Raw genomic sequence first — 12,745 nt, 5'->3', positions numbered from 1 at the left:
TATAAGTTATAAAATATAGAAATGGATACCATGTAAGTGGTGTCCATTTTTTTGGCTCTTTGTCAAGCAAGAGGGTAATCCTTTATAAAAAAATTCGTGGTGGAGATGACAAACATTGAAGATAGGTGCTATATTTTCCTCACAAAAAGCGATGGAGGCGGTGCAAGCACCTTCTGGGGCGGATATATACAGTAAATAATACAATTAAACAAAAATTTCTTGTAAAATAAATCAATTCATAGGTTAGAAGTATGCAGGGAGAAAACTTACAGAAAATTGATACTGTAAATATGACTTTTCGTAAAGTTAAAATTCTATGAAATTTTTGATATATAATGGCAATATACAGTTGAGAATTGAAATTGACAAAATTCAATGGTACCTATACAGGAGAAACAATTGATTGCAACAACAAAAGTACCATTGGAAGTTGGAAAAGAAGAGGTCAAATGGCATTTCACAAGTTTTTTAAGTGAATTTAGTGAAAAAGGGGCAGTTGAAAAACAAATATCATGTGTTTCATCCGCCCAAGTGCCATCCCCCAGACACAACTGCCAACCCAACTACGTGGTGCTGGCAATAATTGCCTAAAGCCAATTTCAAAAAACTTTAATACATCAATTTCTGCAACAAATGCCTCTATTAACAACAAACAATTACAAAAACAGCATAACATCATAACAGCAAATTCACTACAAAACATCTTATAATATTTACAAAACAACATAATAATGATATACTGCTAATGGAGATAGAGTACGGAAAGGAATACATGTTTAATAAATCACAACAACAGGCTATTAATTTTTTTAAAGGTCCAGCTATGGTATTGGCAGGGCCGGGTTCAGGAAAGACAACAGTTATTACCCATAGAATAAAGAATCTAATAAACAAAGGAGTTGCACCTGAGAGTATAATGGTAGTTACTTTTACTAAGGCGGCGGCTGTTCATATGGAAAAGAAGTTCACAGAACTTATGGCGGAAGGGCATAGGACATATCCGGTGACTTTTGGCACATTTCATGGGATATTTTTTAAGATACTTAGAATGTCATTGGGATATAAGGGAAACTGTATCGTAACAGAAAGAACAAAATATGACATTTTAAGGGAAATCGTTCTTAGAAAACATATAGAATCAGATAACACACAGGAACTTATACAAGGCATAATCGGCGAAATAGGAAATATTAAAGGCAATATGGTTGATTTGATTGATTATGAATCAAAATGCTGCAAAAAAGAGGAATTTTTGCTTGTGTACAGGGAGTATGAGAAAACATTGTCAAAGGAAAAGAAAATTGACTTTGATGATATCCTTTTAAGGTGTCATGAATTGTTTGTTAAAAGACCTGATATTTTGAAACAATGGCAGAATGTATATAGGTATATTTTAATTGATGAATTTCAGGATATTAATACTATTCAATATAAAACAGTGAAGATGTTAGCATGCCCTGATAACAATATTTTTATAGTGGGGGATGATGACCAGTCCATATATGGATTTAGAGGGGCGTGCCCTGAAATAATGGGGCAGTTTACAAAGGATTATGAAAATGGAGAAACTATAATCATGAATATTAATTACCGCTCCGGGGAAACTATTGTAGCTGCATCAGAAAACTTAATAAAAAATAATAAAAACAGATATGAGAAAAATATAATACCTAATACAAAGGGAGGAAAAGAGGTAGATGTCAGACAATTTAAAAATAAGAATCAGGAATTATTGTATGTGGCAAAGAAAATAAAGAAATATTTGGAGAAGGGAGTTAAGCCGTCAGATATTGCAATTTTAGTAAGGAATAACAGCCAGATTCCGGAAATATCCGATTTTCTAAAAAACGTAAGCATAGATTCAAAAAGTAAAAAAGGGGAAAAAAGCATTTATAGGGGAATGGTGGCAGAAGATATAATTAATTACATAAAAGCAGCCATAACCTATGATAAAATGCCTCTGAGAGACAATGACAGTTTTATAAAAATAGTTAATAAACCACAAAGATACATAAATTTAGCGGTGATAGGGGAAAATAGTATAGATTTTGAAGAATTAAGGAAAATATATCAGGAAAGTAAAGAAATAACAGATAATATAGAAAAATTAAAATTCCATTTTGACATGGTAAGAAAGCTAAATCCTTCCGGGGCTATAACATATATTAAACACGGAGTAGGCTATGAAAATTATTTGAGAAAATACGCTATTGACCATAATATGAAAAGAGAAGCTCTGATTAAACAAATGGATGATATTTACAATGAAGCATTAAAATACAATACCTTAAAGGAGTGGATATGGTCAATAGAAAATGAAAAAAATAACAGGTCACAGAAAGATAAAGAAGGGATAAATATAATAACAATGCATGGTTCTAAGGGACTGGAATTTAAAATCGTGTTTATATTAGATGCAAATCAGGGAGTTGTGCCTACCTCAAAGGCGGTAAGGGAAAGGGATTATGAAGAAGAAAGAAGAGTTTTTTATGTGGCAATAACCAGAGCAATAGAAGAACTGTGTGTTTATGGTGTGGCACAAAGCTTAGGGTGTGATGTGGAAATGTCCATGTTTGCTAATGAAATCATATGTTAACTTTTCGTGAAAAGTCCTTGTTTTGTTGCATTTTGTGTTTTATTCTGATAAAGTAGTAATGAATATGGGAATAGGAAATTCCTTTGATATTTTTTGCATAGAAGAATATCCGTTAAAATATATGGCGTGTTTACGCAGAAAGAGGATGATATGGGAAATAATAATCAGTTTGAAGAAGATGAGGATTTATTTGTAACTCTTACATTAGATGATGATACAGAAGTAGATTGCCTTGTGGTAAGTATCTTTGAAGCAGAAAACGGACAGGATTACATCGCATTGCTTCCTACAGAAGGACCTGAAAATGAAGAGGGAGAAGTATATCTTTACAGATATTATGAAGATGAAGATGGTGAACCGGGACTTGATAACATTGAAACAGAAGCAGAATTTTATTTAGCTTCAGATGCTTTTGATGCATTAGTTGAGTCCGGAGAATATGACGAGATTATAGAGGAAGAAGAAAATTTACAGTAGAAGGTGATATTTTATGCCAGAAACAAGAGATGAAGAAATAAAGAGAATCGTAGAAAACAGACGAAGAAACGCAGAGATAAAAAGAGCAGAGCAGATAAAGAAGAGAAATATGACATTAGCAGGAATTGCAGGTGTAGTGATACTTCTTATACTGATTATTATTATCGGTGTTTCATGTTCTTCAAAAAAGAGCAACAAGTCAGCAAAGGAAACAACAGCAGAGGCTACTACCGTTGAGGTTACTACTGTTGAGGTTACTACTGTAGTTGAAACTACAACAGTTGAGGAAACAACCAATAAGAAAAATGCAGCAGCGGAAACAACAGTCAAAGCCGTGGAGACTACAAAGACTGAAAATCAAAGTGAAAGTGCTACAACAGGTGACAACGCTTCAGCATCTACATCAATGTATACTAATGATGGTGTAAATTTAAGAAGTGAGGCAAGCACCGATTCATCAGATAACGTAGTTACTACTATTGAAAAAGGTGAAAAGGTTGAGGTTTTAAGCAATGAAGGCGACTGGACAAGAATTAAATATAACGGAAAAACCGGTTATGTAGCAACAAGATTTTTAAGCGAAAAAAATGTATATGATGAATAATTAAAATATTGTCGTATTTATCAGATGTTCAGATGAATGCGACAATATTTTTGTGTAAAAAACAGGCTTTAGGAGAGGTCATATGAATTATAATGAATCAATGGAATATATGGAAGCAATAAAAAAATATGGAAGTGCGTTAGGACTTGATACCATAAAAACACTTCTTGCTAAAATGGGAAATCCTCAGGATGAACTAAAGGTGATTCATGTGGCAGGAACCAATGGAAAGGGTTCAACCTCGGCATTTTTGCAAAGCATTTTAATGGAGTCAGGATACAAAACAGGAAGATATTCCTCACCGGCAGTTTTTGAGTATAGGGAAATAATAAGAACGGATAATACCTATATAAGTGAGGAAGAGGTGGCGGATATTTTAACCTATATAAAATCAAAATGCAATGAAATGGTTAAGGAATCATTGCCGCACCCAACTCCTTTTGAAATAGAAACAGCCATGGCGTTTGAATATTTTAAGCGGAAAAAATGTGATGTAGTGCTGGTAGAATGTGGAATGGGAGGAGAAGGAGACGCCACAAATGTGTTTAAAAAGGTACTGTGTAGTGTTATTACAACTATAAGCCTTGACCATACAAAATTTTTAGGCAGTACAATAGGTGAAATTGCAAGGGTAAAAGCGGGAATAATTAAGGACAACTGTCCGGTGATTGTTTCGAATCAGACTGATGAGGCTGTAGAATCCATAAAGAAAATAGCAGAATTAAAAAAGGCTCCTTTCATATTGTGTCAAAATGCGTATGGTATAAAGGCTGAAGGATTTTTAACCTTATATGAATATAAGGCATCTAACGGGAAAATCTATAAAATAGAATTAAAAATGCCCGGAACATATCAGGTTAAAAATTCAATTACAGCCATAGAAGCAGCTTTGGCGCTGGAAAATCGTGGATTTAAGGTTGAAGAAAACATAGAAAAAGGACTTTTAAATGCCAATTGGCCGGGAAGAATGGAAGTTATAAATGATTCACCTTTATTTATTATTGATGGTGCCCATAATCCCGGAGCAATAAAAGAATTAAGGGATTCTATAGATTTGTATTTTACAAATAAGAAAATTACCTTTATAATGGGAGTGTTGGCCGATAAGGACTTTAAAAAAGAGGCGGAAATGATAGCAGGCAGAGGGGAAATGATTATTACCGTAACACCTGATAATGAACGGGCTCTTAATGGAGAAATATTGGCAGACACCATAAGACCATATAACAGTAATGTTATTTGCGCAAAAGGAATGGATGAGGCAGTTAAAATGTCAATAAATTCAGTTAATGTTAATAACTGTGATTTAATTATTGCCTTTGGTTCATTATCGTATTTAAAGGATTTACGCAGGGCACTAAAGAAATATATTAAAGCTAAAACAAACAGTTAAAGCCGGAAGGAGAGATTGACATGTTTGATAAGAAAAAAATTGAAGAAGCAGTCAGACTATTTTTAGAAGGTATCGGTGAAGATGCTGACAGAGAGGGGTTAAAGGATACTCCGGAGAGAGTGGCAAGAATGTATGAAGAGTTATGCACCGGAATGGGCAAAACTCCGGCAGAGCATTTGTCCAGAACATTTTCCTGTGACAACGAAAATGTTGTTATAGAGAAAAATATTACATTCTACTCTACCTGTGAACATCACCTGATGCCTTTTTATGGTAAAGTGCATATTGCTTATATTCCTAACGGAAAAGTTGTGGGAATAAGTAAACTGGCAAGAACAGTGGAAGTTTACGCAAGGCGACTTCAGATACAGGAGCAGATGACGGAACAGATTGCAGAGGCATTAGAGGAATATTTAGAGGCAAAAGGTGTTTATGTTATGGTTGAGGCAGAACATATGTGTATGTCTGCACGAGGCATAAAAAAGCCCGGAAGCAAAACTGTCAGCTTTGCATTAAAAGGAAAATTCAAAGAGGATGATGCCTTAAGAAGAGATGTTACTTTACTGATAAATAAATAGGAGAGACGTGAACAATGAAAATAGGAAAATATGAATTTGATTTAGATAAAGAGCCGGTAATAATGGGAATTTTAAATATAACACCGGATTCATTTTCTGATGGTGGAAAATGGAACAGCTTGGACAAGGCTTTAGAGCATACCCGGCAGATGATTGATGATGGGGCAAAAATAATTGATATAGGGGGAGAGTCCACAAGACCGGGCTACACTCTTATAAGTGATGAAGAAGAAATAAGTAGAGTTGTGCCTGTAATAGAGGCTGTAAAGGAAAGATTTGATGTGGCTGTTTCCCTTGACACATACAAAACAGGAGTGGCACGGGAAGGAATTAAAGCAGGAGCAGATATGATAAATGATGTCTGGGGCTTTAAATGGGGCAAAAAGGATATGGCTGACCTTGTTGCGGAAACTAAGGTGGCAGCCTGTGTAATGCATAATAGAGATAATACAAATTATAATAACTTTGTGGAAGATGTTTTAAATGATTTAAGAGAGTCTTTGGAAATTGCCCACAAGGCCGGGGTAGAAGATTCACAGATAGTGCTTGATCCGGGAGTTGGATTTGGAAAGGATTATACCCAGAATCTTATGATTATTAATGAAGTTAACCGTTTAAAGGAACTGGGACTTCCGGTGCTCCTTGGAACTTCAAGAAAATCGGTTATAGGGCTTACCCTTGATGTGGACAGAGATGACAGAATGGCAGGAACAGTAGCCACAACAGTTATGGGTTATGAAAGAGGATGCACCATTTTCAGGGTTCATGATGTTAAGGAAAATTATCAGGCTCTTATGATGGCAAAAGCCATAAAAAATGTAAAATAAAGGATATAATATGGATTGTATAAAAATCAGACAGTTAGAGGTATTTGCCTACCATGGCTGTAATGAAGAAGAAAAAATAAACGGACAGAAGTTTTATGTGGATGCGGATTTGTTTACTGATGTAAGAACTCCCGGAATGAGTGATGATTTGGAGGAAACAGTAAATTACTCTAAGGCATGTAAGTTTATTAATAAGTTTATGACGGAAAACAGATTTGATTTAATTGAAGCTGTTGCAGAACAGACAGCAGGAGGGCTTTTAAAGGAATTTCCTAAGATTAAGGAAGTAGAGCTTACCATAAATAAGCCTAATGCACCTATAAAGCTGCCTTTTGGCAATGTGGCTGTTACAGTCAGAAGAAAGTGGAGCAGAGCATATTTAAGCATTGGCTCTAATATGGGAGATAAGGAAGAATACCTTAATCAGGCAATAGAAGGTCTTTATGATGATGAAAACTGTAGGGTCAGCATAGTATCAAAGTTTATTGAAACAGAGCCATATGGACCGGTGGAGCAGGATAATTTCTTAAATGGATGTGTAGAAATTGAGACATTGTACTCTCCGAAAGAATTGTTGAAGAAGGTTAATATAATTGAGTTAGAAGCCGGAAGAACAAGGGAGATTCATTGGGGACCAAGAACTCTTGATATTGATATTATTTTGTTTGATAATGAAATTGTTAATTTACCGGATTTGAAAATTCCACATATTGAGATGCATAAGAGATTATTTGTGTTAGAACCTTTAAATCAGATAGCGCCATATGCCGTTCATCCGATTTTTAACAAGACGGTTTCACAATTGTTAGAGGATTTACAGCCACAAAATAAGTGTAGTGGATGTGGCGGATGTAGTTTTAGGCAGCAGAATGATTAGCCGGGATAGTTAAGTGTTCTGATTGGTATAAAAAGTTCAAAGATAGATTACGTTAAGAAATATTTTTCATTATGAAAGGAACAAAATGAGAGATTTACAGGACAGCAGAAAAGAGATAGACATTATTGATGAACAGATTATAAGGCTTTTTGAGAAAAGAATGGATATATGTAAGGATGTGGCAGCATATAAGCTTCACACGGGAAAGCCGGTTTTAGACAGAAAGAGAGAGTTAGATAAGTTAAAAACTTTAAAGGCTCAGGCAAGTAATAAATTTTACGGACATGGTGTGGAAGAACTTTTTGAGCAGATTATGTCCATGAGCAGAAAAATGCAGTATAAGTTACTTACGGAAGAAGGGGTAAACAGCGATATTGGCTTTGATATTGTGGATGATTTGCCAAAGGAAGATGTTACGGTAGCTTATCAGGGAATACCGGGAGCGTACAGCCAGCAGGCTGCTACGGAATATTTTGGTGATAAGTCAAGTTATGTTAACGTGTCGACTTTCAGAGAGGCTATGAAATATGTAAGAGATGGCAAGGCTGATTATGCCGTGCTTCCTTTTGAAAATTCATCAGCAGGAATTGTTACGGATGTTTACGACTTGTTAGTAGAATTTCATAATTATATTGTGGATACCTTTGATGTTAAAATTGAGCATTGTCTTTGTGGTATAAAAGGTTCTAAAATTGAGGATATTAAGGATGTTTATTCTCATCCCCAGGCTTTTATGCAAAGTAACGCATTTATCGAAGAACATGGCTGGGGAAAGGTTAATCTGGCTAACACTGCAATAAGTGCCAGATATATTTCAGAGCAGTCTGACAAATCAAGAGGCTGTATAGCCAGTGCTAATGCAGCAAAAATATACGGACTTGATATTTTACATAAAGGAATTAACTTCAATGCAACTAATACAACAAAGTTTATAATTATCAGCAGGAATAAAATTGCGAGACGTAATGCTGACCTTATTTGTATTAGCTTTGAAATGCCTCACGAAAGTGGTACATTGTATCAGATGTTGTCTCACATTATTTACAATGATCTTAACATGACAAGAATCGAGTCAAGACCTGTTCCGGAGAAAAAATGGGAATATCGGTTTTATGTTGAGTTTGAAGGAAAATCCACACAGGCAGGTGCCATAAATGCCCTTAGCGGAATTAATGCAGAATCAATTAACATGCGAATCCTTGGAAATTATTAAAGAATAACTATGTTGTGTGGGGAGCGATTGCAGGAAAAGAGGACTGTGTATATTGGAAAAACAGGCTGGATATTAGTAAGGATGTAGAAGAAATAAGATATTGGAAATAAAATATCAGAAATAAAATATCGGAAATTTAAAGATAGGCGGTTGGATGGCTTCAATAGAGAAATCCAACTGCTTATTTTTGCGGTGGAATTGATTGTGAATATTATGGGGTATTATAATTGAGCGTGAAAAATTGAAAAGTACATTAAATTTGAAAATATATCAAATATTTCATGTAAATGTTTTGACATTACGAGCTTGAAAAGTGCTTGTGTAGAGAAAAAATACATAAAATTTGAAAATATAACATATATTTCTTGTAAATTCAGGAGTTTCATAAGATTTGAGGTTGGTTCAGAAGAGAAAAATGCATTGAAAATCACAAAAACAACAAATATTCTTGTAAAATTTGAATTCTCACTTGGGGTATTTTTAGGGATTTAATAACTGTTATATTGTGTTATAAAAATCTCGTTAAACCCTTGAAAACACTAAAGTTTTCGCGGGTGTCCTCTCCGTCACATCTTGTATCGTGTTATATTGTTCTATCCTTGTTTACGAATCCTCATAAGGGAAATATAATCCGGTAACAACTTATAACAAATTATGAAAATGGCAGTTGGGACCGGAAGAAATGCTTATAATACATTTTCAAGAAGGGATTGATGCGGAGGATAGTCTCAAAGTTTGGTAAATATTAAAATTTGCACAAATCGAACGATTTTGTTGATAAAATCGTTCGATTTGTGTATAATATAACTGAAAAGAGAGATTCTATTTTTTAGACGATAAATAATTATTCTTTAAGAAAGGGGATGATGATATGTCTATTACTGCAACTGAATTAAAAACTAATCTTGGTAAATACCTTATGCTTGCAGAAACAGAGGATATTTATATTACCCGTAACGGAAAAGTTGTTGCAAAATTGTCTAATCCATATCAGGACAGAGTAGATGTTGCTAAGTCATTGTTTGGTGTTCTTCCAAATGATATGACGCTGGAAGAAGCACGGGAAGAAAGGTTGAATACAATATGAGAGTTTTAGTTGATACTTGTGTTATCATCGATGCGTTACAGTCTCGTGTCCCGTTTGCTGAAGCAGCACAAAAGCTCTTTATATATTCTGCAAATAAGCAATTTGAGGGTTATATTACTGCAAAGTCAGTTACAGATATCTATTATCTGACACATCGTTTAACACATAGCGATGCAGAAACACGAAAGATTTTGAGTAAACTGTTTACTTTATTTCATTTGTTGGATACTACTTCTTTAGATTGCCGAAAAGCAATATCTTCTGAAATTGGTGATTATGAAGATGCTATTATGGTGGAAACAGCAATTCGTTCAGAAATGGATTGCATAGTAACCAGAAATATGAAAGACTATGCGAAATCTTCTGTTAAGGTGTGTGAACCTTCTGCATTAATAAAGTTATTAGATGAGGGAAACGAAACTGAATAGAACAGGAAAGGCGGGATACAGATGAGGAAAAAAAGAGTGATTTCAATATGACCATCCCCCATGGAATTACCACATTATTAAGATGTAAAAAAGTACAGGTGAAGTTTAGTATAAAAAATTCACCTGTACTTTTTATGTCCACATTAGCTATTACTACATGCGTTAGTTATTTGGCACAAACACCTGTATCAACTATTTAATACCAATCCCCTGATTACTCAATGCGACTACATTTCTTATATTGTTCCTCTAACTCCTCGTCGCTTATCATTGTAATACGTCCCTGGTCATACTGTTCACAAACCCAGGAATATATTTTAACCACAACAGGATCATTTTTAGAAACTGCAGGTAAGCCCAGCTTTTTGTTGTATTGATTTACCCAGAAAGCAACGCCGGCAACACCGGATGTGTTAGTTACGGAAACTTTAGGTGGACGGTCTAATATAGATTCCGTATCAAAAATATTATATATTTCAGGGTTTTTCATCATGCCATCAGCATGGATTCCGGCACGGGTTAGATTGAAATTGTCACCAACAAAAGGCGTCATAGGTGGCAAATCATAATCAGTTTCATTTTTAATATAATCAGCAATTTCAGTAATTACTTCAGGATGCATTCCATTCATTGTTCCGCGAAGGGATGCGTACTCAAAAACCATTGCCTCCAAAGGAACATTACCGGTACGTTCGCCAATGCCAAGAAGTGAACAGTTTACGGCACTGGCACCATACATCCAGGCAGTAGCGGCATTTACAACGCCTTTATAAAAATCATTGTGTCCATGCCATTCAATCATATCACTGGGAACTCCTGCGTAATGCTGAAGTCCGTAAATAATGCCGGATACGCTTCTTGGAAGAGCAACACCGGGATATGGAACACCAAGACCTAATGTATCACAGGCACGAACCTTAATAGGAATGTGACATTCCTGGGAAATCTGCATGAGCTGGCTGGCAAAAGGAACAACGAAACCGTAAAAATCAGCCCTTGTTATATCTTCAAAATGGCATCTTGGACGAAGTCCTGCATTAATGCACTCCTTAACAATGCCTAAGTATTTGTCTAAAGCCTGCTTTCTTGTAAGCCCCATTTTATGAAAAATATGATAATCGGAACAGCTTACAAGAATCCCGGTTTCTTTAACTCCTATAGACTTAACCATATCAAAATCTTTTTTATTGGCGCGAATCCAGGTAGTAATTTCCGGGAATTTGTATCCAAGCTCCATACATTTTTCCAATGCCAGACGGTCTTTTTTTGAGTAAACAAAGAACTCTGTCTGACGAATCATACCATTATCTCCACCTAATTTATGAAGAAGTTTGAAAATATGTACCATCTGGTCAGTTGTGTAAGGCGCTCTTGATTGCTGACCGTCTCTAAAGGATGTATCGGTAATATATATATCATCAGGCATGTTTGCCGGAACGTGTCGATAGTTAAAAGCTATTTTGGGAGTCTCTGAATAGGGAAACATCTCGTGAAAAAGCTCCGGTGAATCGACATCCTGTAATTGATAACTGTAAGGATCCTGTTCTAATAAGTTGGTTTTATGGCTTAAATTAATTTCCTGCATAAGCAAATCCTTTCCATGCCTGAAAATGGCAAAAAATAATATTTGTATTGAAAATATTATATGCTTAGGATAAACTATAAGTAAAGTGAATTATTTAGATTGTTATAATCGAAAAAACTGATTAATCTCAAAGAAAACAAATGAGCGAACTTCATTTCTAAGCATGATTTCCATGAAATGCCGCTGACAGGAAGGAGAAAATTATGGATATTGAATCATTGAAAACTTTTATTGTACTTTCTAATGTAAAAAATTATACAAGAGCAGCAAATCAGCTATTTGTCGCCCAATCTACTGTAACCAACAGGATTAACGAGTTAGAGAAGGAATTAAATATATCCCTTTTTTCAAGAAATAACAGGAGAGTGGAACTAACTATGGAGGGAGAGCAGTTTCTTTTATATGCTGAAAAAGTCATAAAGCTGACAGATGATTCATTATCGGAAATAAGTTCAATACACAAATTTGATAATCATATCCGTATAGGGTGTTCAGACTCTGTTTATGAGGCACATTTGTCTTCAATAATATTAGAGCATCAACGGAAATTCCCTAAGGATTCCCTAAAAATAATGATTGGAATATCTAACAATTTATTGGAATTGTTACAGGATGATATATTAGATATAGTTTTTAGCTATATACCGCTTAAAAAGGCAGCCTTTTATTGTGAAATGTATAAACAGGATACCATGGTTTTGGTAACGGATTATAATAATAAAAAATATAAAGAGGGAATAACTCAGAAAGAATTAGTTAATGAAAAATATCTTATGTGTAACTTTGCACTACAGGATGTAGGTCAGTTTATAAGAGGGTTGTTCCCAAAATATCAGCAGTTTTCCTTGGAAATTGATGACTGTGCCAAAATCATTCCTTTTTTATTAGGACAGGAAAATTATACATTTTTGCCTTGGGATATGGCTAAATCATATATTGAATCAGGTAAGCTGAGAAATATTCCACTGATAGATTTTAAAACTCCAATGATAAACAGCTATATAATTGGAAAAAAAGAAAAGCAGTATATGAGAAAAATTATTATGGGAGAGTAGGATAAAAACATACACGGTGAGACAG

General features: G+C 34.9%; 13 protein-coding genes. 12 read left to right on the top strand and 1 reads right to left on the bottom strand.

Going from position 1 to position 12,745, the window contains the following annotated elements; genetic code table 11:
* The first annotated feature begins 399 nt into the window (after positions 1 to 399).
* The 11 genes from DWW68_RS08460 (at position 400) to DWW68_RS08410 (ending at position 10,080) form a co-directional block, all read left to right on the top strand.
* The gene (locus tag DWW68_RS08460) at positions 400 to 591 is read left to right on the top strand and encodes a hypothetical protein (protein WP_118589390.1); all 192 of its coding nucleotides are present in this window, start codon (positions 400 to 402) and stop codon (positions 589 to 591) included.
* Between the two features lie 181 nt (positions 592 to 772).
* Entirely contained in the window at positions 773 to 2,596 is a 1,824-nt protein-coding gene (locus DWW68_RS08455; RefSeq protein ID WP_158576847.1) for an ATP-dependent helicase, read from the top strand.
* Between the two features lie 150 nt (positions 2,597 to 2,746).
* Positions 2,747 to 3,073 (top strand): DUF1292 domain-containing protein, encoded by a 327-nt coding sequence (locus DWW68_RS08450; protein ID WP_118589388.1) that lies wholly within the window; start codon positions 2,747 to 2,749, stop codon positions 3,071 to 3,073.
* 13 nt (positions 3,074 to 3,086) lie between these two features.
* Entirely contained in the window at positions 3,087 to 3,677 is a 591-nt protein-coding gene (locus DWW68_RS08445; RefSeq protein WP_118589387.1) for an SH3 domain-containing protein, read from the top strand.
* An 82-nt stretch (positions 3,678 to 3,759) separates the two neighbouring features.
* Complete coding sequence (locus tag DWW68_RS08440) at positions 3,760 to 5,070, top strand: folylpolyglutamate synthase/dihydrofolate synthase family protein (protein WP_118589386.1); 1,311 nt, start codon at positions 3,760 to 3,762, stop codon at positions 5,068 to 5,070.
* Between the two features lie 20 nt (positions 5,071 to 5,090).
* Positions 5,091 to 5,648 (top strand): GTP cyclohydrolase I FolE, encoded by a 558-nt coding sequence (folE, locus tag DWW68_RS08435; RefSeq protein ID WP_118589385.1) that lies wholly within the window; start codon positions 5,091 to 5,093, stop codon positions 5,646 to 5,648.
* Between the two features lie 14 nt (positions 5,649 to 5,662).
* Complete coding sequence (gene folP, locus DWW68_RS08430) at positions 5,663 to 6,475, top strand: dihydropteroate synthase (RefSeq protein ID WP_118589384.1); 813 nt, start codon at positions 5,663 to 5,665, stop codon at positions 6,473 to 6,475.
* 10 nt (positions 6,476 to 6,485) lie between these two features.
* Complete coding sequence (gene folK / locus DWW68_RS08425) at positions 6,486 to 7,352, top strand: 2-amino-4-hydroxy-6-hydroxymethyldihydropteridine diphosphokinase (RefSeq protein ID WP_118589383.1); 867 nt, start codon at positions 6,486 to 6,488, stop codon at positions 7,350 to 7,352.
* A gap of 85 nt (positions 7,353 to 7,437) precedes the next feature.
* Complete coding sequence (locus DWW68_RS08420; protein WP_021953757.1) at positions 7,438 to 8,565, top strand: bifunctional chorismate mutase/prephenate dehydratase; 1,128 nt, start codon at positions 7,438 to 7,440, stop codon at positions 8,563 to 8,565.
* Positions 8,566 to 9,436: 871 nt separating this feature from the next.
* Positions 9,437 to 9,652 carry a type II toxin-antitoxin system prevent-host-death family antitoxin gene (locus DWW68_RS08415; RefSeq protein ID WP_021953758.1) on the top strand — a complete coding sequence of 72 codons (216 nt, stop codon included), beginning with the start codon at positions 9,437 to 9,439 and terminating at the stop codon, positions 9,650 to 9,652.
* Positions 9,649 to 10,080 carry a PIN domain-containing protein gene (locus DWW68_RS08410; RefSeq protein WP_021953759.1) on the top strand — a complete coding sequence of 144 codons (432 nt, stop codon included), beginning with the start codon at positions 9,649 to 9,651 and terminating at the stop codon, positions 10,078 to 10,080. Before DWW68_RS08415 ends, DWW68_RS08410 begins: the two co-directional genes overlap by 4 nt.
* A 214-nt stretch (positions 10,081 to 10,294) precedes the next feature.
* Here DWW68_RS08410 and DWW68_RS08405 read toward each other — a convergent pair whose 3' ends face one another.
* Positions 10,295 to 11,665: a pyruvate carboxyltransferase gene (locus tag DWW68_RS08405; RefSeq protein WP_021953760.1), complete on the bottom strand. Its 1,371-nt coding sequence runs from the start codon at positions 11,663 to 11,665 to the stop codon at positions 10,295 to 10,297.
* A 203-nt stretch (positions 11,666 to 11,868) separates the two neighbouring features.
* On the opposite strand from DWW68_RS08405, the gene DWW68_RS08400 reads away from it, so the two are divergent.
* The gene (locus tag DWW68_RS08400) at positions 11,869 to 12,720 is read left to right on the top strand and encodes a LysR family transcriptional regulator (protein ID WP_021953761.1); all 852 of its coding nucleotides are present in this window, start codon (positions 11,869 to 11,871) and stop codon (positions 12,718 to 12,720) included.
* Positions 12,721 to 12,745: the final 25 nt, after the last annotated feature.

The organism is Eubacterium sp. AF16-48 (assembly GCF_003479405.1).
Classification (GTDB): Bacteria; Bacillota; Clostridia; order Lachnospirales; family Lachnospiraceae; genus Eubacterium_G; species Eubacterium_G segne.
This window is presented reverse-complemented; position numbering and strand designations above follow the sequence as displayed.

Coding starts and splice junctions, on each gene's coding strand:
- DWW68_RS08405 (WP_021953760.1), bottom strand. CDS start 11,665: ATGCAGGAAATTAATTTAAGCCATAAAACCAACTTATTAGAACAGGAT.
- DWW68_RS08400 (WP_021953761.1), top strand. CDS start 11,869: ATGGATATTGAATCATTGAAAACTTTTATTGTACTTTCTAATGTAAAA.
- DWW68_RS08455 (WP_158576847.1), top strand. CDS start 773: ATGTTTAATAAATCACAACAACAGGCTATTAATTTTTTTAAAGGTCCA.
- folP (WP_118589384.1), top strand. CDS start 5,663: ATGAAAATAGGAAAATATGAATTTGATTTAGATAAAGAGCCGGTAATA.
- DWW68_RS08410 (WP_021953759.1), top strand. CDS start 9,649: ATGAGAGTTTTAGTTGATACTTGTGTTATCATCGATGCGTTACAGTCT.
- DWW68_RS08445 (WP_118589387.1), top strand. CDS start 3,087: ATGCCAGAAACAAGAGATGAAGAAATAAAGAGAATCGTAGAAAACAGA.
- DWW68_RS08450 (WP_118589388.1), top strand. CDS start 2,747: ATGGGAAATAATAATCAGTTTGAAGAAGATGAGGATTTATTTGTAACT.
- DWW68_RS08420 (WP_021953757.1), top strand. CDS start 7,438: ATGAGAGATTTACAGGACAGCAGAAAAGAGATAGACATTATTGATGAA.
- folK (WP_118589383.1), top strand. CDS start 6,486: ATGGATTGTATAAAAATCAGACAGTTAGAGGTATTTGCCTACCATGGC.
- DWW68_RS08415 (WP_021953758.1), top strand. CDS start 9,437: ATGTCTATTACTGCAACTGAATTAAAAACTAATCTTGGTAAATACCTT.
- DWW68_RS08440 (WP_118589386.1), top strand. CDS start 3,760: ATGAATTATAATGAATCAATGGAATATATGGAAGCAATAAAAAAATAT.
- folE (WP_118589385.1), top strand. CDS start 5,091: ATGTTTGATAAGAAAAAAATTGAAGAAGCAGTCAGACTATTTTTAGAA.